Origin of the sequence: Caulobacter sp. KR2-114 (genome assembly GCF_049446115.1) — a bacterium.
Lineage (GTDB): Bacteria > Pseudomonadota > Alphaproteobacteria > Caulobacterales > Caulobacteraceae > Acaudatibacter.
Map to the genome: position 1 here is coordinate 61,211 of NZ_JBMSEC010000006.1, position 20,962 is coordinate 82,172.

A 20,962-nucleotide genomic window follows, 5' to 3' on the forward strand; every position below is an offset into this window, starting at 1 on the left:
CGCTCTCTACACGAGAGGCCGCGCCTGCGGGTACCCCTTTCCGGCGGGGCGCCGGGCAGCGAGGCTAGCGTGCGGTCTGCTCGAAGGCGTAGCCGAGGCTCAGCACCCTGGCGTCGGACCAGGCCGGGCCGACGATCGACAGGCCTACCGGCAGGCCCTTCACCTGGCCCATCGGCACGGTCAGGTGCGGATAGCCGGCGATCGCCGCCACGCTGCCCGCGCCGCCGCCGAGATAGCGGTCGCCCAGCACGTCGTCGATCAGCCAGGCGGGCGCCAGGGTGGGCGCGACCAGGGCGACGACGTCGTTATCCTTGAGCAGCTTGTCGATGCCCTCCGGCCCAGCCATGCGGCGGCTGGTCTCCAGCGCCTTCAGGTAGTCGGGGTCGTCCAGCCCCCGGGTCGCCTCGGCGGCCTCGAAGGTCTCCTGTTCGAACAGCGGCATCTCGGCGTCGGCGTGGGCGCGGTTGAAGGCGATCAGGTCGGCCAGGGTGCGGGTCTTCACCCGTTCCGGATCGGTCGCGGCCAGATAGGCGTTCAGATCGGCCTTGAACTCGGTCTGCAGCACGACAGTCTCGGCGGCGCCCAGGGCGTGGCGGTCGGGGCTGGCGTCGATCTCTACCAGCACCGCGCCGGCGGCCCGCATGCGCTCCAGCGCGGCGTCGAAGGCGCGCTCGGTGGGGCCGTGGAACCTGGCGGCGAAGCGGAGCACGCCGATGCGCGCGCCCTTCAGCGACTGGGCGTCGAGGCCGGCGGCGTAGTCGGTCCGGTGCGCGTCCGCCTCGCGCGTCGCCGGGTCGGCCGGATCGGAGCCGGCGATCACGCTCAGCACCAGGGCGGCGTCGCGCACCGTGCGGGTGATCGGGCCGGCGGTGTCCTGGCTGTGGCTGATCGGTACGATGCGCGTGCGCGAGACCAGGCCCACGGTGGGCTTGAAGCCGACCACCCCGTTCACCGCCGCCGGGCAGGTGATCGAGCCGTCGGTCTCGGTGCCGATGGCGGCCGGGGCATAGCCCAGGGCCACAGCGACGGCGCTGCCGGCCGAGGAGCCGCAGGGCGTGCGCCGCGGGTCGATGGCAATCACCGTCTGGCCGCCCACGGCGCTCCAGCCGCTGATCGAGTTGCTGGACCGGAAATTGGCCCATTCCGACAGGTTGGTCTTGCCCAGGATCACCGCCCCGGCGTCGGTCAGGCGCCGGACCAGCGGCGCGTCGCGGTTGGTGACATTGTCCTTCAGCGCCAGGGACCCGGCGGTGGTGGCGGTGTCGTCGGCGCTCTCGATGTTGTCCTTCAACAGGATCGGAATTCCGTGCAGCGGGCCGCGGAGGTGGCCGGACGCGCGCTCGGCGTCCAGCTTGCGGGCATCGGCCAGGGCATGCGGATTGAGCGTGATGACGGCGTGATAGGCGCCGTCCTTGGTGTGGATGATGTAGCTGAGGGCGGAGACCTGCGCCTCGGCCGGGTAGCCGCCGGCCTGGTTCTGCTGCGCCACGGCGATCAGGCCATGTTGATGGACTTCCTCCTCCGACACGGTCGTCACCTCGATACTGCCACCAGCAGGCTGGGCCACGCTGCCTGTCCCCTTGTGCGGCGCGGCCAGGGCCGGCGTCGCCGCCGCCGCAAGCGCCGCGATCGCGCCGAGCATCATGTTCACGCGCATGCGCCCCTCCAACTGTTGAAAGGGCTAGCGGCCTTGTTCGATGCGGTCCAGCAGATTGGCCATGGCGCGGCGGGCCTGGTCCTTGGCGCGCCCGTCCTCGAGCAGGCGTGACGCCTCGCCGAGCGCCAGGACGTAGCCCTTCATCTCGAACACCGCCTGCCAGGCCTCGTCGTCGGGGGAGGGCGGGTCGCGCAAGGCCTTGAAGTCGGCCACCAGCCTGGAGCGCCAGGCGAACTGCCGCTCGCGCATCGCCTCGCGCAGCGGGCCGGGCTGGTCGTCGAGTTCGATGGCCATGGCGTTGATCGGGCAGCCGCCCTCCGGCCGCGCATCCGTGCCCCAGCCGATCCAGCGGTCGAACACCGCCTCCAGCCGCGGCCGCCCCGGCGGCAGGTGCGCGACCGGCTCCCAGATGTAGCCGACGAAGCGGTCCCAGGCCCGGTGCAGCACCTCATGCTGCATCGCTTCCTTGCTGTCGAAGTGTTTGAAGAGGCCGCTCTTGGAGAGGCCAGCGCTCGTCGCGACGTCGGCCAGGCTCACCGCCGACAGACCGCGCAAGGCGGCCAGCCGGGTCGCCTCGTCGAGGATGCGGGCGTGCGTCGCATCGCCCTTGCGCAGCGTGATCGCCGGCGCGCCGTCGTCCAAGCCCGGCCTCCTGGCTTGACAAAAAGAGCACGACCGTGCCCTTTTCGACGAAAGAGTACGAGCGTTTCCTTTTTCTAGCGCATCGAGACCCGCCATGCAAAAGCGCCTTTCGGTCCTCGCCCTGGCCGCCGCCCTGACCCTCGCCGCGTCGGCCGTCTCGGCGGAGCCGCCCGCCGTCTACGCCCACGTCAAGCTGGCCAGCGCCGCCGGGGCGCCCGCCAAGCCGCTGGAGATCGGCGGCCTGGTCTGGACCTGCGCGGGCGACGCCTGCTCGGGCGCCACGCGCGGCGATCCGGCGGGCTGGAGCCCGATGTACTTCTGCAAGCACGTGGCCGCGAAGCTGGGCCCGCTCGCCGCGTGGAGCTTCCGTCAGCACGAGATGAGCGCCGGGGACCTGGCGACCTGCAACACGGCCGCCGCCGGCGCCGCCCCGACCGCGGCCAAGTAAGCCTCTGCCGCCCGCCCCCGCGCCAGGCGGGGGCCGGACGCCCCGCCGGCGACGGACCGCTCCCAAGGGTCCTGTCGGGCGCGGCGCCCAGGGTTCCGCCGGCGCGGGACCGGGCGGCCCTTGTCTTCCTCAGGGCCAGGCGTCGCCTCAGGCGAGGCGTCGTCTCAGGCGCGCTCCAGCGCCATCGCCAGCGCCAGCAAGACGTCCTCGCGCCAGCGCCGGCCCACCAGCTGCGCCCCCAGCGGCAGGCTCCCGGCGCGCCCGGCGGGCAGGCTGACGACCGGCTGGGCGGTGAGGCTGAAGGGCAGGGTGTAGAGGTAGTCGCGGGCGTCGAGCAGCCGGTGCGCGGGCGCCGGTCCCGGCGCGGCGGGGCACAGCAGCACGTCCCAGTCGGCCATCACCGTCTCCAGTCGCCGCTGCAGCCGCTCCCAGCGGAACAGGCTCTCTTCCACGGCGTCGGCGGGCAGCGTGCTCGGCCCCCAGGGTCGCCACTGGCGGTGCGACATCGACTCCGGACGCGCCCAGTAGGCGTTGCTGATCGCCAGCGCCTCGTCGATCAGCGGCAGGTCCAGCGGGGCGACCACGGCGCCCAGGCCTTCCAGCCGCCGGGCAAGATCCTGCGTCGCCGTCCAGGCCGCGGGCGTCAGGTCCGCGCCGCCCAGGTCCGTCAGCCCTATGCGTAGGCCGGCGATCGACACCGCCGCGGGATCGCCGAGCGGGACCGGGTGGGCGGAGGGGTCGACGCCGTCCGGCCCGGCGATCACCCTGAGCGCCAGGGCCAGGTCCTCCGCGCGCCGCGCCAGCGGGCCGATCACCGTGCGCGGATCGCTGAGATGGCCGATGGCGGGAAAATGTCCGGTCAGGGGAACGCGGCCCTGGGTCGGCTTCAGGCCGAGGACGCCGCTCCAGGCGGCCGGCAGGCGGATCGAGCCGCCCGAGTCGCTGCCGAGGCCGAGCGGCGAGGCGCCCGCGGCGATGGCGGCGGCCTCGCCGGAGCTGCTGCCGCCCGGGCAATGGGCCAGGTCGTGCGGGTTGTTCGGCCGCGCGTGCAGGGGCTCGCCCTCGCGGGTTACCGTCTTGCCCAGCACGATGGCGCCGGCGGCCCGCAGCCGGCTTACGACCGTCGCGTCGCGGCGGGGCCGAAAGCCCGCGCGCGCCTCGAAGCCGCCGTCGCAGGGCAGGCCTTCAGCCTCGATCCAGTCCTTGATGCTCACGGGCGCGCCGTGCAGCGGACCGGTGGGCTCGCCCCGCGCCAGCGCGTCGTCGGCGGCCTGGGCGGCCTCCAGCGCGGCGTCGTCGTCGCGGTGGGCGAAGGCGTGGATCAGCGGCTCGGTCTTGGCGATGCGGGCGAGATGGGCCTGCATCACGGCCAGCACTGTGGTCTCGCCGGCGGCGATGGCGCGGGCGAGCTGGGCGGCGCCCGGCGTGGCGGGGTCGGCCACGCAGGCGCGTTCAGCCGGCGCGGGGCCGGCGTCTTGGGTGTGGGACATCGATGATCTCGGCAGCGGAGGCCGGGCGGCGTCCGCGGGACAGGGACGGGGCCCTCAGCGGGTCCCGAGCGGGCGGGTTGTCCGGATCGTCGCCTTCATCGCACGCCCTCCTGCTGTCCTCGGCGCAGGGTCGCGCCGCAAAGCCGCGGCTGTCAACGTTGCATCAGCGCCCTCGCCTCGCTATCTCCCCGGCCGACTTCCCCTCCAAGACGCGAATTTCGGAGCCGTGCGCCCTTATGGCCGCTCAATACATTTTCCAGATGCAGGGCCTGACCAAGGCCTTTCCCGGCGGCAAGAAGGTGTTCGAGAACATCTGGCTGTCGTTCTACCCGGACGCCAAGATCGGCGTGGTTGGGGTCAACGGCTCGGGTAAGTCCACCCTGCTGAAGATCATGGCCGGGCTCGACAAGGAGTTCACCGGCGAGGCCAAGGCCGCCGACGGCGTGAAGATGGGCTACCTGGAACAGGAGCCGCAGCTGAACCCGGACCTCAACGTCTGGGACAACGTCATCGCCTGGTGTCCCGAGAAGCAGGTGTTCGACCGCTACAACGAGGTCGCCGCCAAGCTGGGCGAGGACTATTCCGACGAGCTCATGGAGGAGATGACCGCCCTCCAGGAGAAGATCGACGCGGCCGACGCCTGGGACATCGATTCCAAGATCACCATGGCCATGGACGCCCTGCGCTGTCCGCCGGACGACTGGGAGGTGACCAACCTCTCGGGCGGCGAGAAGCGCCGCATCGCCCTGGCGCGGCTGCTGCTGTCCAAGCCCGACATGCTGCTGCTCGACGAACCCACCAACCACCTGGACGCCGAGTCGGTAGCGTGGCTGCAGCACCACCTGGAGAACTTCGCCGGCTGCGTGATCCTGGTCACCCACGACCGCTATTTCCTGGACCAGGTCACCAAGTGGACGCTGGAACTGGACCGCGGCAAGGGCATCCCGTTCGAAGGCAACTATTCCGGCTGGCTGGAGCAGAAGACCAAGCGCATCGTCCAGGAGCAGTCCGAGAGCGAGGCGCGCCAGCGGGCGATGACCAAGGAACTGGAGTGGGTGCGCTCCAACGCCAAGGCCCGCCAGTCCAAGTCCAAGGCCCGCCTGGCCGCCTACGACCGGATGATGCAGGAGGCCGAGCAGGCGCGCGGCGCCCAGACCCATGCGGTGATCCAGATCCCGCCGGGCCCGCGCCTGGGCAACGTGGTGCTCGAGGTGGAGAACCTGGAGAAGGAATACGGCGACAAGGTGCTGTTCAAGGGCCTCAGCTTCAAGCTGCCGCCCAACGGCATCGTCGGCGTGATCGGCCCCAACGGCGCGGGCAAGTCGACCCTGTTCAAGCTGATCACCGGCCAGGAAAAGCCCGACTCCGGCTCGATCCGCCTCGGCGAGACGGTGAAGCTGGCCTACGTCGACCAGAGCCGCGACGCCCTGGACCCCAACAAGACCGTCTGGCAGGAGATCTCCTCGGGCCTGGACGTGCTGAAGGTCGGCGCGCGGGAGATCAACACCCGCTCGTACGTCGGCTCGTTCAATTTCCGCGGCGGCGACCAGCAGAAGAAGGTCGGCCAGCTGTCGGGCGGTGAACGCAACCGCGTGCACCTGGCCAAGACCCTGACCGAGGGCGGCAACGTCATCCTGCTCGACGAACCGACCAACGACCTGGACATCGAGACGCTGCAGAACCTGGAAGAGGCGCTGGAGGAATTCGCCGGCTGCGCCGTGGTGATCAGCCACGACCGCTGGTTCCTGGACCGCCTGGCCACGCACATCCTGGCCTTCGAGGGCGACAGCCATGTGGAATGGTTCGAAGGCAACTTCGAAGCCTACGAGGAAGACAAGAAGCGCCGCCTGGGCGCCGACAGCCTGATCCCCCACCGGATCAAGTTCCAGAAGTTCGGGCGCTAGGTCGGCTCCTCGCTGGAGCCCCCATCCCGGCCTTCGGCCGTACTTCCCCCAAGGGGGGAAGAGATCGGGACCTGTGGCGTGAAATCTCTTCCCCCTCTGGGGGAAGTACCGGCGAAGCCGGGGATGGGGGCTCCAGCGGAGAACCGGCCCCGCCCATACGAAACGGCCCGGTCTCTGATGAGGCCGGGCCGCTGCGTTTTCTACGACGAAGAACCGCTACTGCGGGGAGGGTGAGCCCGTGGGGCCGCTCTGCGGCGTGCCGGCCGGGGCGTTGGTCGTGCCGCCGGCGGCGGGCGGCGCGGGTGGGGTCGAGCCGGTGGCGCCCATGCTGTCCTGGGTCGCCGGGGCGGAGCCGGCGGCCGCGCCGGTGTTGGCGGTGTTCGGGGCGGGGTTGACCGGCGCCGGGGTCTGGTCGGCCGGCGGGTTGGTGGCGCTGGGGGCCGAGTTCGGCGCGGCGCCGGCGGGGGCCATGGCCGAGGTGTTGGCGGCGGCGCCCGTGTCGGCCCCGGCGCTGGTTCCGGCCGAGGCGACGATCGCCTTGCGGGTCTTGGCGTTGCCCTTCACGTACTTGTCGACCTGGTCGTACGGGATCGGCTGCGAGGGCGGCGCATAGGCGCCGCCAGCCCCGGCGCTGGAATGGGTCTTGGCGACAGCGGCGCCGGCGGTGAGGGCCAGGGCAGCGCCGCCCAGCATCAGAAGCTTGAGCTTCATGGGACGTCTCCGGATGAACTGACACGGCGTCAGGGCCGCGCTTGTCCAAACCCGCGCGGCGAAGATTTGTTGCGTCCCTGGCGTTGATTCAGCCGGAAAGCTTCGCGCCACGCGCGACGAAGGCCCAGGCCAGCACCAGGCCGAACAAGCCTTGCCAGGGCAGGAAAAGCCACAGGGCGTAGTCGGCCGGGGTCATGGCCTCGGGCAGGGTCCGGGTCAGGGCGACGCCGCCCCAGAAGGTCAGGGCGACGCCAGCGACGAGCATCGCCGCCAGGGACGAGGGGCGGCGAAAGCCGCGGCCGAACGGCAGCAGCAGGGCGAAGCTGACGAAGGCGCCGATCGCGCCGGCCTTGCGTCCGCCGACCAGGGCCGAATGCTCGGCGATCACGCGCTGGGCGGCATGCCTGGCGTTCGCCGCGGTCCAATAGGCCTGAGACTTGTCGAGCATGTGCCACAGGCTGTCGTCGGTCTGCTGCTTGTAGCCGAAGGCGACCACGGCGATGGCGTTGAAGTGGACGACAGTCAGGGCGAGCGTCAGGGCGATCGCTCCGCCGATCCCCAGGCGACCGGCGCGCACCAGGCAGATCAGCAGCGGCGCCAGGAACACCGGCGTCAGCACCCAGGCCGCGCGCGGGTCCCAGGCCCCGCCATAGCCGAACCCCATGCGCCAGGTCAGCAGGCTGAACAGCGCCGCCCCTGCCAGGGCGCAGGCCGCCCCGACCCTGAGGTCATAGCGCCGTGCGGCCGCCGTCCTCGTCTGCGTTGTGTCGACCGCCGCCATGCCCGCCTCCCCAGCCTGGCGCGCCAAGCGGGGCCATGATGGCGGGTTTTCCGGCCGGCGCGAAGGCCGCGCCGCCAGGCCGGCGTTCGCCATGGCTGGCAAGCTGCGGGGGAGGCGCTAGGATCGAGGCGGGAGACGCCTCATGTCCGACAAGCCCGCCCTGCTGATCATGCAGCCGCACCTGGCCTTCCTGGTCCCGGTGCTGGAGCCTGACTACGTCGTCTGGCGCTTCTGGGAGGGGCCGCCGCTGGAGGCCACGGCGGTGATCGAGGCGCTGGTGATCGCCGGCGAGTTTCCGGTGGACAAGGCCCTGGCCGAGGGCCTGCCGAAGCTGGGGCTGATCGCCTGCTTCACCGCCGGCTACGACGGCGTCGATCTGGCCTGGGCCAGCGCCCGCGGGCTGAAGGTCACCCATTCGCCGGGGGTGAACAGCGAGGACACCGCCGACCACGCCATGGGGCTGATCCTGGCCGCCTGGCGGCGCATCGCCGAGGGCGACCGCATCGTGCGCGGGGGCGGCTGGCGAGCCAACGAGAAGCTGCTCACCCAGTCCCTGAAGGGCCGCCGGCTGGGGATCGTCGGCCTGGGCGCGATCGGCGTGGCCCTGGCCGAACGGGCGCAGGCGTTCGGGCTGGAGATCGCCTGGTGGGGCCCGCGCGACAAGCCGGACGCACCCTGGCCGCGGGTGGACAGCCTGACGGACCTGGCCAAGGGGTCCGACATCCTGGTGGTCACCGCCCGGGCCAACGAGCAGACCCGGGGCCTCATCACCCGGGAGATCATCGAGGCGGTGGGGCCGGACGGCCTGCTGGTCAACGTCTCGCGCGGGCAGCTGGTGGACGAGGACGCCCTGATCGCGGCGCTGAAGGACGGGCGCCTGGGGATGGCGGCCCTGGACGTCTACCAGACCGAGCCGACGCCGCCGGAGCGCTGGCGCGACACGCCGAACGTGGTGCTGACCCCGCACACCGCCGGGGCCACGGCGGCCGCCGTGCCGCGCATGATCGCCCTGACCCGCGAGAACCTGCGCCGGTTCTTCGCCGGCGAGGACGTGGCCAACCCGGTTCCGGACTGAGGTCGGACGGCCCGGCACGGCCCGAGGCGCGGTCGCGGCTAGGGTCCGGTGTCGCCGTCGTCGGCGCCGTCGTCGGATGTCCGCGCGGCGCCCAGGCCCAGGGCCTCGGCCAGCCGGTCGTCCGTGCCGTAGACGTCACGCGCCAGCACCACCTGGCCGGCCGGGTCCGGCTCGGCCGTATGGTAGAACAGCCGCACCGGGATCGACTGGCCGAGCGCCACCTCGTGGGTGTCCTGCGTCGCCAGGGCCTGGTCGAAGGCGTCGGCCCGGCCGGTCTCGGCCGCCAGGCCGCGGGCGAAGGCGACGGCGTTGTCCACCCGCACGCAGCCGTGGCTGCGGTGGCGCTCGGCGGCGGCGAACAGCGCCTTGGCCGGGGTGTCGTGCAGGTAGATGTCGTAGGGGTCCTTGAGGTCGAACTTGACCTGGCCGAGGGCGCTCTTCGGCCCGGGCTGCTGCTCGACGCGGCCGTCGACCATGCGCATGTCCTCGCGCGCCATGTACGCCGGCCCCTTGGGCAGGATCTCCTTGGCGGCGATCTCCGTCGGCACGCGCCACGGCGGGTTGACCACCAGCTGTTCGAACGCCGCCTCGATGCAGGGCGTCTGATGTTTCGGTCCGCCGACCACCACCCGGGCGATGGCGTCGGGCTGGCCCGGCCGGCGATAGGCCAGCACCGCGGTGGCGATGTTCACGTCGATGCGGTGGTCGGGCGGCGCGCGGTCCAGCCAGCGCCGGCGCTCGAGGTTGGCGGCGAGCTGCCGCGCCTGCGGGGAGTCGGCGGCGGCGGCGAGATAGGCCGCGGAGATCGCCTTGTAGCCGGCATCGGCCGGGGCGAGCGCGGCGAACCAGCCCTCCAGATCGCCGCCCAGGGCCTTGGCCAGGCCCGCGGCGAGGTCCGGCTTGTTGCGGCGCAGGGTGAAGTCCTTCTCGACCTTGCGCGGGTCGACCAGGCCGCTGGCCAGGGCATGGGCGTACTTCAGCGCCGACAGGGTGAGCGCCTCGTCGAGGGCCGCGCCCTTGCCTGTGGCGGGGGCGAAGGCGGTCGGCGGCAGCCCGTGCGCCGGGGCGCCGGCGATGATCCTGGCCAGCGTCCGGGCCCGATCGCCGGTCCAGGCCGCGCGCCCCTCGCGGGCGGCGTAGACCGCCCTGGCCTCGGGGTCGGCCATGCCCTGGCCCAGGGTCCCGGCCGCGCGGTGGCATGCGGCCAGGGCGGCGGCGGACGCCAGGCTGAGGGCGGCGCGGCGGGTGAGGTTGTGAGGGGGCTGTGGGGGAAGACGGGGGATGGCGGCGCTGGGCGGGGACGCGGAGGACATGGTCACGCAACGCGCGAAAGCCGGTGCGGTGTCCGCCCCTTGCGGCGAGATCACGCAGCGGACTTCGCGCCCGGCGCCGTTAGATGGGAGCCTCGCTCGCCTCGGCCGGCGATCTGTTGAAGCGTCACCGAGGTCCCGCATGTCCGAAACCCGCGCTCCCTCCCGTCGCCGCCTGCTGCAGATTGCCGGCGGACTGGCGTTCGCCGCCGCGGCCCAGCCGGCCCTGGCGGCGGCCTCCACGGGATCGACGGAACGGGTGATCGAGGCGGCGCGCGCCGGGCTGGCCCGCGTGGGCGGGCGGATCGCCCAGCACGACGTGGTGGCCGTCGCCGACTTCTCCCGCCCGTCGTCGCAGTCGCGGCTGTTCCTGGTCGACATGGCCGGCGGCCGGGTGGACGGCTTCCTGGTGGCGCACGGCCGCGGTTCCGACCCCAGCCACAGCGGCTGGCTGAGCCGCTTTTCCAACGCGCCGAGCTCCAACTGCACCTCGGAGGGCGCCTACCTGACCGGCGAGCGCTACGAGGGCGCCCACGGCCACTCCATGCGGCTGGTCGGGCTGGACGCCAGCAACAGCAACGCCCTGTCGCGCGCCATCGTCGTGCACCAGGCGGCCTATGTGGGGCCGCAGATCGTCAGGGCCTGCGGCGTGCTGGGCCGCAGCGAAGGGTGCTTCGCGGTCAGCTCGGACGACCTGCCGAAGGTGCTCGGGCGACTGGGGCCGGGCCGGCTGCTGGTCTCGGCCAGGCTGTAGAGCCGGCGCTCCGCTGGAGCCCCCATCCCCCGCTTCGCGGGGACTTCCCCCAGAGGGGGAAGAGACTAGAAGCTGACACCAGATTCTCCTCCCCCCTTGGGGGAGGGGGACCCCGAAGGGGTGGAGGGGGCTCCAGCTTGACGCGATAGCTGGGTCCGAGCCTTGACATTCCCACATAAAGATATCTTTATATCACCTATGGCGATGACCTCGGACCAGGTGGTGGAGATGCTGCGCGCGGCCGGCGAGCCGACGCGGCTGCGCATCCTGGCCCTGCTGGCGCGCGAGGAACTGGCGGTGCTGGAGCTGACCCGGGTGCTGGGGCAGAGCCAGCCGCGGGTGTCGCGGCACCTGAAGCTGCTGGCCGAGGCGGGGCTGGTGGAGCGGTTCCCGGACGGCGCCTGGGTGTTCTACCGGCTGGTCGGGACCGGCGCGGCGCGCAGCCTGGCCGACCAGATCCTGGCGCAGATCTCGCCCACCGACGCCACCCTGCTGCGCGACGCCGACCGTCTGACCGCGGTGGCCGCCGAGCGGGCGAGCGAAGCCAACGCCTATTTCGCCACCAATGCCGAGCGCTGGGACGAGATCCGCTCGCTGTACGTCTCTGAGGCGGCGGTCGAGGCGGCGATCCTGCAGGCGGCGGGCGAAGGCCCCTACCGGCGGCTGGTGGACCTGGGATCCGGCACCGGGCGCATGCTGACCCTGCTGGGTCCGCGCGCCGAGAGCGCCGTGGGCCTGGATCTGTCGCGGCAGATGCTGAACATCGCCCGCAACCAGGTCGCCGAGGCCGGCTTCCCCTCGATCGAGCTGCGCCACGGCGACATCCTGGGCACCAACCTCGCCGACGGCGAGGCCGACCTGGTGGTGGTGCATCAGGTGCTGCACTACCTGGGCGAACCGGCCTCCGCCGTGGCGGAAGCGGGTCGGCTGGTGGGCGCGGGCGGCCGGCTGCTAATCATCGACTTCGCCCCGCACGACCTGGAATTCCTGCGCGCCGAGCACCAGCACCGGCGCCTCGGCTTCTTCGACGACGAGATGGAGCGCTGGCTCGCCGCCGCGGGCCTGGACCACGTCGAGGTCACCGCCCTGCCGCCCGCCACCGCCGGCGGCCTCACCGTCAAGATCTGGAGCGCCGAACGCACCGCGGCGCGGATAAGGCGCATCGCATGAACGCCCCGATTTCCACGTCGGCTCTGGGTCCCGTGGCCCGCGCCGGCGGCCGCGCCCGCGGCGCGCTGAATGTCTCGTTCGAGTTCTCGCCGCCGAAGACCGACGAGGCCGAGGTCGAGCTGTGGCAGGCGATCCGCCGCCTGGAGCCGCTGAACCCCGAGTTCGTCTCGGTGACCTATGGCGCCGGGGGCTCCACGCGCGAGCGCACCCACCGCACCGTCACGCGGATGCTGAAGGAGACCAGCCTGCGGCCGGCGGCGCACCTGACCTGCGTCGAGGCCTCGCGCGCCGAGGTGGACGAGGTGGTGCAGGCCTATTGGGACAGTGGCATCCGCCATATCGTCGCCCTGCGCGGCGATCCGCCCGGCCAGATCGGCGGCGCCTATGTGCCCCGGCCGGACGGCTATCTGAACGCCACCGAGCTGACCGCCGGGATCAAGGCCGTCGCCCCGTTCGAGGTGTCGGTCAGCCTGTATCCGCAGATCCATCCCGAGAGCCCGTCGGTGGAGCATGACATCGACGTGCTGAAGGCCAAGATCGACGCCGGGGCCACGCGGGCGATCACCCAGTTCTTCTTCGACATCGACGGCTTCCTGAAGTTCCATGACCAGCTGCGCAAGGCGGGGGTGAGCGTGCCGGTCAGCGCCGGGATCATGCCGGTGACCAACTTCAAGGGCCTCAAGCGCATGGCCGCGGCCTGCCGCATCGACCTGCCGGACTGGCTGGGCAACCTGTTCAACGGCCTGGACAAGGACCCCGAGACCCGCCGCCTGATCGCCTGTTCCGTCGCCGCCGAGATGTGCGCGCGGCTGCAGGAGGAAGGCTTTCGCGACTTCCACTTCTACACCCTGAACCGCGCCGACCTGGTCTACGCCATCTGCCGCGTGCTGGGCGTGCGCGAGGAACCCGTCGCCGGAAGGACCGCCCCATGAGCCTCTCCCGATCCGAACGCATCGCCGCCCTGAAGGCGGCCGCCAGGCAGCGCATCCTGGTGCTGGACGGCTCCTGGGGGGTGATGATCCAGCGCGAGGGGCTGTCGGAAGCCGACTTCCGCGGCGAGCGGTTCAAGGACCACCCGGTGCAGTTGAAGGGCAACAACGACATCCTGTGCCTGACCCGGCCGGACATCATCGCCGGGCTGCACGAGGCCTACTACGCCGCCGGCGCCGACATCTCCGAGACCAACACCTTCTCGGCAACCAGCATCGCCCAGGCCGACTACGAGGCGCAGGGCGCGGTGCGCGACCTGAACCTGGCGGGCGCCCGCATCGCCCGCGAGGTGGCCGACCGCTGGAACGCCAGGGACCCGGCGCACCTGAAGTTCGTCGCCGGCTCGATCGGGCCGCTGAACCGGATGCTGTCGATGTCGTCGGACGTCAACGATCCGGGCGCGCGCACGGTGACCTTCGACCAGGTCTACGACGCCTACCGCGAACAGGTGCAGGCGCTGCACGAGGGCGGGGTGGATCTGTTCCTGATCGAGACCATCACCGACACTCTGAACTGCAAGGCCGCGATCAAGGCGATCATGGACCTCGAGGACGAGGGCTATGAGCCGCTGCCGATCTGGATCTCCGGCACGGTCACCGACCGCTCGGGCCGCACCCTGTCCGGCCAGACGGTGGAGGCCTTCTGGAACTCGGTGAAGCACGCCAAGCCGTTCGCCATCGGCCTGAACTGCGCCCTGGGCGCGGAGCTGATGCGCCCGCACATCGCCGAGCTGTCGCGCATCGCCGACACCCTGGTGGCGGCCTATCCGAACGCCGGCCTGCCCAACGCCATGGGCCAGTACGACGAGGACCCGCACACCACCGCCTGCAGCCTGCATGAGTGGGCGGAAAGCGGCATCGTCAACATCGTCGGCGGCTGCTGCGGCACCACCCCGGACCACATCCGCCACGTGGCCGACTCGGTGCGCGGCCTGCCCACCCGCCCGCTGCCCGAGCGCCCCACCGCCCTGCGGCTGGCCGGCCTGGAGCCGTTCGAGCTGGCGTCGTGAGCGATTCTCTTTCGTCACCCCGGGCGGAGCCGCGGCAGCGGCGCAGACCCGGGGCCGGCCGGGCCGCCGCCTCGCTGGACGTCGTCTGGGCGCCGGAGGGGCTGGCCCCGGCGCTTCGCTGCGCTCCGGCCGGGGTGACGAGATTGTGCGTCGGTGAGCGAGCAGGGCAGGGCGCCCGACATTCCGGCATCGGCGGTCTTCGCGCGCATGGCGGCGCTTACCCCCTTCACCAAGGGCGCTTGGGCGCTTCTATTGCGACGGCGAAAACAAACGCCCGTCCCATGGACGCTCGCCCAGGAGGCCTCATGCGCACCGCTCTCAAGACCCTCGCCCTCACGCTTGCCCTGTCCACCCTCGCCGGCGCCGCCGCGGCGGCCGACGGGGTCAAGAGCATCGGGGCCGGCAGCTTCCCGATCTCGACCTCCGCCGCCGTGCCGGCCGGATACCAGACGATCTACATCTCCGGCCTGACCCCCGATCCGGTGGCCCCGCCGGTCGCCGGCGCGGCGCCGAACTTCGGCGACACCGAGACCCAGGCGGAGTCGGTGTTCAAGAAGATCGAGGCGGCCCTGGCCGCCCAGGGCGCCGCGGCCGGCGACGTCGTGTCCATGCACGTCTACCTGGTCGGCGACCCGGCCATGGGCGGCAAGATGGACTTCGGCGGCATGATGAAGGCCTACGTCCGCCACTTCGGCAACGCCACCCAACCCAACAAGCCCACCCGAACCACTGTCCAGGTCGCCAGCCTGGTCGGTCCGGGCCAACTGGTCGAGATCGACTGCATCGCGGTGAAGAAGCCCTAGAGTCTATCTCCTCCCCCCTTGGGGGAGGGGGACCGCGAAGCGGTGGAGGGGGCTCCAGCTTGACGCCGACATCGGCGTTCCCTGGAGCCCCCATCCCCGGCTTCGCCGGGACTTCCCCCAACGGGGGAAGAGAACGTCTTGGGCTCGACTTCGCCGGCAACATGAGCCCAAAGACGCGCGTATGAGACCTACCTTCATCAATATCGGCGAGCGGACCAACGTCACCGGCTCGGCCCGCTTCCGCAAGCTGGTGGTGGAGGGCGACTACGCCGCCGCCCTGGCCGTGGCCCGCCAGCAGGTGGAGGCCGGCGCCAGCGTGCTGGACATCAACATGGACGAAGGCCTGCTCGATTCCGAGAAGGCCATGGTCACCTTCCTGAACCTGCTGGCGGCCGAACCGGACATCGCCCGGGTGCCGATCATGATCGATAGTTCCAAGTGGGAGGTGATCGAGGCCGGCCTGAAGTGCGTGCAGGGCAAGACCATCGTCAATTCCATCTCCCTGAAGGAGGGCGAGGCGAAGTTCCTCGACCAGGCCCGCAAGTGCCTGCGCTACGGCGCCGCCGTGGTGGTGATGGCCTTCGACGAGAAGGGCCAGGCCGACACCCGCGCGCGCAAGGTGGAGATCTGCGAGCGCGCGTACCGCATCCTGGTCGACCAGATCGGCTTCCCGCCTGAAGACATCATCTTCGACCCCAACATCTTCGCCATCGCCACCGGCATCGAGGAGCACGACAACTACGCCGTCGACTTCATCGAGGCGACCAAGGCGATCAAGCAGCTGCTGCCGCATGCGCGGGTGTCGGGCGGGGTGTCGAACGTCTCGTTCAGCTTCCGCGGCAACGAGCCGGTGCGCCGGGCGATCCACTCGGTGTTCCTGTACCACGCCATCGCCGCTGGCATGGACATGGGCATCGTCAACGCCGGCGACCTGCCGGTCTACGACGAGATCGAGCCGGAGCTGCGCGAGGCCGTGGAGGACGTGGTCCTCAACCGCAAGGCCGGCGGCACCGAGCGGCTGGTCGAGCTGGCGCCCAAGTACAAGGGCGGCAAGACCGTGGAGAAGGTGGTCGACCTGGTCTGGCGCCAGGGCGACGTCGGCTCGCGGCTGACCCATGCCCTGGTCAACGGCATCACCGACTATATCGAGGCCGACACGGAAGAGGCGCGCCTGGCCGCGACCCGGCCGCTGGACGTCATCGAGGGCCCGCTGATGGACGGCATGAACGTGGTCGGCGACCTGTTCGGCTCGGGCAAGATGTTCCTGCCGCAGGTGGTCAAGTCGGCCCGGGTGATGAAGCAGGCCGTGGGCTATCTGCTGCCGTTCATGGAGGCCGAGAAGGCGGGCCAGGCGCGGCAGTCGGCGGGCACGGTGCTGATGGCCACCGTCAAGGGCGACGTGCACGACATCGGCAAGAACATCGTCGGCGTGGTCCTGCAGTGCAACAACTACGACGTCATCGACTTAGGGGTGATGGTCCCCGCGGACCGCATCCTGGACGAGGCGGAAAAGCACAAGGCCGACATCATCGGCCTGTCGGGCCTGATCACCCCGTCGCTTGACGAGATGGTGTTCGTCGCCTCCGAGATGGAGCGGCGCGGCTTCGACAAGCCGCTGCTGATCGGCGGGGCCACCACCAGCCGCACGCACACCGCGGTAAAGATCGAGCCGGCGTACCGCCGCGGCTCGACCACCTATGTCGTCGACGCCAGCCGCGCCGTGGGCGTGGTCTCCGGCCTGCTGTCGGCCACCGAGAAGGACCGTATCGAGGCCGAGACGCGCACGGAATACCAGCGCATCCGCGAGCAGTACGCCCGCGGCCAGGAGGCCAAGGCCCGAACGCCGATCGCCGCGGCGCGGGCCAAGCGCTTCGCCATCGACTGGCAGGCCTACCAGCCGCCGAAGCCCAGCTTCACCGGCGTGCGCGCCTTCGGCCCCTATGACCTGAAGGACCTGGCCCGGTACATCGACTGGACCCCGTTCTTCGCCACCTGGGAGCTGGCCGGCCACTATCCGCAGATCCTGGAGGACGACGTGGTGGGCGAGGCGGCGCGCGGCCTGTTCAAGGATGCGCAGGCGATGCTGGCGAAGATCATCGACGAGAACTGGTTCCAGGCCCGCGGCGTGGTGGGCTTCTGGCCGGCCAACGCCGATGGCGACGACATCGTCGTCTGGACCGACGAGACCCGCACGACGCCCCGCGCGCGGCTGCACACCCTGCGCCAGCAGATGGCCAAGGCGGAAGGGCGCCACAACACCGCCCTGGCCGACTTCGTCGCCCCGATCGGCGCCGGCGCCGACTATATCGGCGGCTTCGCGGTGACCGCCGGCCACGGCGAGATGGAGGTCGCGGCGCGGTTCAAGGCGGCGGGGGACGACTATTCGGCGATCCTCTCGACCTCGCTGGCCGACCGCTTCGCCGAAGCCTTCGCCGAAGCCATGCACCACAAGGTGCGCACCGAGCTGTGGGGCTATGCGCCGGACGAGAGCCTGGACGTGGCGGCGATGATCGCCGAGGGCTATCGCGGCATCCGTCCGGCGCCCGGCTACCCCGCCCAGCCGGACCACACCGAGAAGGCCACCCTGTTCGAGCTGCTGGACGGCACGGCCAACACCGGCATCCACCTTACCGAGAGCTTCGCGATGACGCCGCCGGCCTCGGTCTCGGGGCTCTATTTCGCCCATCCGGAGGCGCACTATTTCGGCGTCGGCCGCATCGAGCGCGATCAGGTGGCGGACTATGCCCGGCGCAAGGGCTGGGACCTGAAGACCGCCGAGCGGTGGCTGGCGCCGATCCTGGCCTACGACCCGCTGCGGGCGGAGCCGGCGGCGGCTTAAATCTTGGTAATGGTGTCAGTATTGGCGCCATGTCTCCTTGTATGACACCAAAATGGTGTCATATTGCCATCGTTGGCCGGGCGATGGAGCAGCGGCCTCATGCCGAGAGGGAGACTCCGCATGACCCGCACCGCAAACCGGCTGCCGCCGCGCGCGCCCGCCATGATCCCTGGAGCCGTCCAGTTCGACATGGGGTCGCGCCACACCGGCCGCAACCACCGCATCTTCATCGCCCAGCCCGCTGCGGCGCCCCCGCCACAGGGCTATCCGGTGTTCTGGGTGGTGGACGGCAACCTGACCTTCCCGCTGGCCGCGGCGATGTCGACGGCCTTCGCCCTGGGCGGGGCGCCGGTCCTGGTGGTCGCGGTGGGCTATCCCACCGACGAGCCGGGCGAGCTCCGCAGCCTGCGCCGGCGCGACCTGACGCCGCCCGGACCGGGCTGCCTGGAAGACGCCGGGATCGGCGGGGCCGACGGCTTCCTGAGCTTCCTGGTGCATGAGCTGCGCCCGGCGGTCGCCGCCGGCTGGACCATCGACCCCGAGCGGCAGACCCTGTTCGGCCATGCCCTGGGCGGCCTGTTCGCCATCGACGCCCTGCTGGACCGGCCGGAGGCCTTCTCGGCCTATGTCGCCTCCAGCCCGTCGATCTGGTGGCGCGACTGCGCCGTGCTGGAGGGCGAGGCCGGCTTCGCCGCGCGCATGCAGGCCCGCCGCGCCGCGCCGCGCGTGCTGATCACCGTCGGCGCGCGCGAGCAGTACGTCCCCGCGCGCCTGCCGCCGGGGGTCGACCGGGCCTGCCTGCAGCGCGCGCTCGACGAGGCGAGGATGGTGGACAATGCCCGCGAACTGGCCGTGCGCCTGCGCGGCGCCGACGAGCGGCCGGGCTATCGGGTGCAGTTCCACGCCTTCGACGGCGAGGACCACACCACCGCCCTGCCGGCGGCGGTCGGGCGCGGCATGGCCTTCGCGCTGAACGGCTGAGGCCGGCGTCAGTCGTCGCCGTCGCCGCCGCCCCAGTCGGCGTCGCGCCGGCCGTCGAACGGCGGCATCAGCGCGATCAGGGCGAACAGGCACAGCACCAGCGTCACCGCGCCGACGATCCGAGCGGGCGGGGCCGGGTCGTCGGGCTGGGCGGCGCGTTCGCTGTCCGGCAAGGTCCAGCCCACCGGCATGGCGCCCGGCGCGCCGCAGCGGATGGTGTCGCCGGCGCGATCCTGGCAGGTGGGCGCGGCGAGCGCCGGGCCGCCCAGGCCGAGGGCCAGGACCGCCGCCAGGCAGACGGGCTTCAGGTCGATGCGCATGCGACGCTTCCTTCGCCCGCCGAGCCCTCCCGTGCAGCTTAACGCCGTTTGCGTCGTCCCGGCTCCCCGAAGGCGCGCGGTTGTGTGAAATACGCTTGAAAATTGCGCGTGGCTTGAATGCGCGATTGCAGGGAGCGGGGCGGGGGGTATGCGCAGGACGTTTCGAAGGTCGGCGGCGGTGCTGGCGACAGGCCTGGCGCTGGCGGGCGGGGCGGCGCAGGCCAAGTGCCACGTCGACCAGATCGCCGAACTTCCGGTGACGATGTCGCCGAACGGGCCGCTGGTCTCGGCCCGGATCAATGGCCACGACGTCCAGTTCGTGGCCGACAGCGGCGCCTTCTACAGCCTGTTGAGCCCCGGCGCGGCGCACGACCTGGGCCTGAAGCTGGAACCGGCGCCGTTCGCCACGCTGCGCGGCGCGGGCGGCGAGACCGATGTCCACCTGACAACGGTGAAGACCTTCACCCTGGCCGGGGTAAACGTGTCCAATGTGGAATTCCTGGTGGGCGGCGGGGAGGTCGGCGGCGTCGGCCTGATGGGCCAGAACGTGCTGGGGCTGGCGGACACCGAGTACGACCTCGCCGGCGGCGCCATCCGGCTGATGAAGCCGGTCGACTGCGGCGATCGCCTGCTGGCCTACTGGGCCGGGCCGAAGCCGATCTCGACGCTGCGGATCGAATGGCCGACGCCCATAGCGCCGCACACCTTCGGCGAGGTGTGGGTCAACGGTGTGCGCATGCGGGCGATGTTCGACACCGGCGCAGGGGCCACCGTCCTGACGGTGCGCGCGGCCGCACGCGCCGGGATCAGGACCGACAGCGCCGACGTCAAGGCGGCCGGCTGGTCCTACGGCATCGGCCACAAGATGCTGCGCACGTGGGTCGCGCCGATCGCCGACCTCAAGGTCGGCGATGAGGAGATCCACAACACGCGCGTGCAGGTGGGGGATCTGGAGCTCGCCGACGCAGACATGCTGGTGGGGGCGGACTTCTTCCTGTCGCACCGGGTCTGGGTGTCGAAGGCCCAGCACCGCATGGTGTTCACCTACAACGGCGGGCCGGTGTTCAACCTGGCCGAACCGGCGCGCATGCGCGAGATCGCCGGCGACGCCCCGGCCAGGGATGCGCCGACCGTCGCCACCACCGAAAAGGACCCCACCGACGCCGAGGGCTTCAGCCGCCGCGGCGCGGCCTTCGCCGCCCGGCGCGCCTACGACCTGGCGCTGGCCGACTTCGACCAGGCCTGCAAGCTGGCCCCCGGCGAGCCGCGGTACTTCTACCAGCGGGCCATGGCGCACCTGGGCAATCGCCAGCCGCTGCTGGCGATGAGCGACCTGGACACGGTGCTGAAGCTGAAGCCCGGCGACGTCGACGCCCTGCTGGTGCGCGCCGAGTTCAAGGCGCTCTCGCGCGACGAGGCGGGCGCGCGGGCGGACCTTGCGGCGGCGGCCTCGGGGTCGGCGACGAATGCCGACATTCGGCTGAAGATCGCCGGCGCCTATGGGGCGATCGGCGCCTACGAGGCCGCCATCCCCCAGCTGGACCTATGGATCGACAGCCATCGCGACGACGCGCGACAGGGCGAGGCGCTGAACAACCGCTGCTGGGCGCGCGCCGTGCTGGGCCGCGAGCTGGACAAGGCCCTGGCCGACTGCAACGCCGCCCTCGGCCACATGGCCAAGGCGCCCGCCGTGCTCGACAGCCGCGGCCTGGTGCGGCTGCGTATGGGGCAGTGGGACAAGGCCATCGCCGACTACGACACCGCCCTGGCGCAGCGTCCGGACAATGCCTGGTCATTGTATGGCCGAGGCGTCGCGCGCCAGCACAAGGGCCTGAAGGCCGAGGGCGACGCCGACATCGCCGCGGCGCTCAAGCTTCGCCCGCACCTGGAAGACCAGATCAAGCGCTTCGGCATCGACGTCCCGTCGACGGGGGCCGCGGCCACGCACTGAGGGGCCTGAACCCCTCACCCTCCCACACGCCTTGCTCGCGCAAGCCGCGTGGGCCCCTCCCTCTCCCTGTGGGAGAGGTGATTTTCAGGGGCGATCGGCAGAGTTCGGTTCACCTCTCCCGCAGGGA

At 71.5% G+C, this 20,962-nt stretch carries 17 protein-coding genes and 1 pseudogene; 11 read left to right on the forward strand and 7 right to left on the reverse strand.

Annotated elements, in window-relative coordinates:
• Positions 1 to 64 precede the first annotated feature (64 nt).
• Together ACO2Q3_RS20065 and ACO2Q3_RS20070 are read right to left on the reverse strand one after the other, a co-directional pair.
• Positions 65 to 1,657, reverse strand: a complete 1,593-nt coding sequence (locus ACO2Q3_RS20065; RefSeq protein WP_423309845.1) for an amidase — start codon at positions 1,655 to 1,657, stop codon at positions 65 to 67.
• A gap of 24 nt (positions 1,658 to 1,681) precedes the next feature.
• The gene (locus ACO2Q3_RS20070) at positions 1,682 to 2,299 is read right to left on the reverse strand and encodes a TetR/AcrR family transcriptional regulator (protein WP_423309847.1); all 618 of its coding nucleotides are present in this window, start codon (positions 2,297 to 2,299) and stop codon (positions 1,682 to 1,684) included.
• A gap of 94 nt (positions 2,300 to 2,393) precedes the next feature.
• Here ACO2Q3_RS20070 and ACO2Q3_RS20075 point away from each other — a divergent pair, with 94 nt between their 5' ends.
• Positions 2,394 to 2,747: a CC_3452 family protein gene (locus ACO2Q3_RS20075; protein ID WP_423309848.1), complete on the forward strand. Its 354-nt coding sequence runs from the start codon at positions 2,394 to 2,396 to the stop codon at positions 2,745 to 2,747.
• Between the two features lie 164 nt (positions 2,748 to 2,911).
• Here the strand turns inward: ACO2Q3_RS20075 and ACO2Q3_RS20080 are convergent, their stop codons facing one another.
• A complete protein-coding gene (locus ACO2Q3_RS20080; RefSeq protein ID WP_423309850.1) occupies positions 2,912 to 4,237 on the reverse strand; it encodes an amidase in 1,326 nt (441 codons plus the stop codon).
• A 236-nt stretch (positions 4,238 to 4,473) separates the two neighbouring features.
• Between ACO2Q3_RS20080 and ettA the strand changes: the two genes are divergently transcribed.
• Positions 4,474 to 6,141, forward strand: coding sequence for an energy-dependent translational throttle protein EttA (gene ettA, locus ACO2Q3_RS20085; RefSeq protein WP_423309852.1), 1,668 nt, complete (start codon positions 4,474 to 4,476; stop codon positions 6,139 to 6,141).
• 216 nt (positions 6,142 to 6,357) lie between these two features.
• Here the strand turns inward: ettA and ACO2Q3_RS20090 are convergent, their stop codons facing one another.
• The gene (locus ACO2Q3_RS20090) at positions 6,358 to 6,852 is read right to left on the reverse strand and encodes a hypothetical protein (protein ID WP_423309854.1); all 495 of its coding nucleotides are present in this window, start codon (positions 6,850 to 6,852) and stop codon (positions 6,358 to 6,360) included.
• Positions 6,853 to 6,940: 88 nt separating this feature from the next.
• Complete coding sequence (locus ACO2Q3_RS20095; RefSeq protein ID WP_423309856.1) at positions 6,941 to 7,633, reverse strand: hypothetical protein; 693 nt, start codon at positions 7,631 to 7,633, stop codon at positions 6,941 to 6,943.
• A 142-nt stretch (positions 7,634 to 7,775) separates the two neighbouring features.
• Between ACO2Q3_RS20095 and ACO2Q3_RS20100 the strand changes: the two genes are divergently transcribed.
• Positions 7,776 to 8,708 (forward strand): 2-hydroxyacid dehydrogenase, encoded by a 933-nt coding sequence (locus ACO2Q3_RS20100; RefSeq protein ID WP_423309858.1) that lies wholly within the window; start codon positions 7,776 to 7,778, stop codon positions 8,706 to 8,708.
• Between the two features lie 38 nt (positions 8,709 to 8,746).
• On the opposite strand, the gene ACO2Q3_RS20105 is transcribed toward ACO2Q3_RS20100, so the two are convergent.
• Positions 8,747 to 10,021 carry a L,D-transpeptidase family protein gene (locus ACO2Q3_RS20105; RefSeq protein WP_423309860.1) on the reverse strand — a complete coding sequence of 425 codons (1,275 nt, stop codon included), beginning with the start codon at positions 10,019 to 10,021 and terminating at the stop codon, positions 8,747 to 8,749.
• Positions 10,022 to 10,160: 139 nt separating this feature from the next.
• Between ACO2Q3_RS20105 and ACO2Q3_RS20110 the strand changes: the two genes are divergently transcribed.
• The 7 genes and pseudogenes from ACO2Q3_RS20110 to ACO2Q3_RS20140 all read left to right on the forward strand — a co-directional run bounded on the left by ACO2Q3_RS20110 (position 10,161) and on the right by ACO2Q3_RS20140 (position 18,564).
• On the forward strand, positions 10,161 to 10,772 hold the full coding sequence (locus ACO2Q3_RS20110; protein ID WP_423309862.1) for a murein L,D-transpeptidase catalytic domain family protein: 612 nt from the start codon (positions 10,161 to 10,163) through the stop codon (positions 10,770 to 10,772).
• A 198-nt stretch (positions 10,773 to 10,970) separates the two neighbouring features.
• Complete coding sequence (locus tag ACO2Q3_RS20115; RefSeq protein ID WP_423309864.1) at positions 10,971 to 11,942, forward strand: ArsR/SmtB family transcription factor; 972 nt, start codon at positions 10,971 to 10,973, stop codon at positions 11,940 to 11,942.
• Positions 11,939 to 12,874, forward strand: coding sequence for a methylenetetrahydrofolate reductase [NAD(P)H] (gene metF / locus ACO2Q3_RS20120; protein ID WP_423309866.1), 936 nt, complete (start codon positions 11,939 to 11,941; stop codon positions 12,872 to 12,874). Before ACO2Q3_RS20115 ends, metF begins: the two co-directional genes overlap by 4 nt.
• A complete protein-coding gene (locus ACO2Q3_RS20125) occupies positions 12,871 to 13,941 on the forward strand; it encodes a homocysteine S-methyltransferase family protein (protein ID WP_423309867.1) in 1,071 nt (356 codons plus the stop codon). The genes metF and ACO2Q3_RS20125 overlap by 4 nt, the downstream gene beginning before the upstream one ends.
• 305 nt (positions 13,942 to 14,246) lie before the next feature.
• Positions 14,247 to 14,744: a RidA family protein gene (locus ACO2Q3_RS20130; protein WP_423309869.1), complete on the forward strand. Its 498-nt coding sequence runs from the start codon at positions 14,247 to 14,249 to the stop codon at positions 14,742 to 14,744.
• A gap of 172 nt (positions 14,745 to 14,916) precedes the next feature.
• Positions 14,917 to 17,583, forward strand: a pseudogene (gene metH / locus ACO2Q3_RS20135) (methionine synthase); the annotation flags it as partial.
• 120 nt (positions 17,584 to 17,703) lie between these two features.
• Positions 17,704 to 18,564: an alpha/beta hydrolase gene (locus ACO2Q3_RS20140; RefSeq protein WP_423309871.1), complete on the forward strand. Its 861-nt coding sequence runs from the start codon at positions 17,704 to 17,706 to the stop codon at positions 18,562 to 18,564.
• A gap of 8 nt (positions 18,565 to 18,572) precedes the next feature.
• Here ACO2Q3_RS20140 and ACO2Q3_RS20145 read toward each other — a convergent pair whose 3' ends face one another.
• Positions 18,573 to 18,884: a hypothetical protein gene (locus ACO2Q3_RS20145; protein ID WP_423309873.1), complete on the reverse strand. Its 312-nt coding sequence runs from the start codon at positions 18,882 to 18,884 to the stop codon at positions 18,573 to 18,575.
• Between the two features lie 148 nt (positions 18,885 to 19,032).
• Between ACO2Q3_RS20145 and ACO2Q3_RS20150 the strand changes: the two genes are divergently transcribed.
• Complete coding sequence (locus tag ACO2Q3_RS20150; RefSeq protein ID WP_423309875.1) at positions 19,033 to 20,835, forward strand: aspartyl protease family protein; 1,803 nt, start codon at positions 19,033 to 19,035, stop codon at positions 20,833 to 20,835.
• Positions 20,836 to 20,962: the final 127 nt, after the last annotated feature.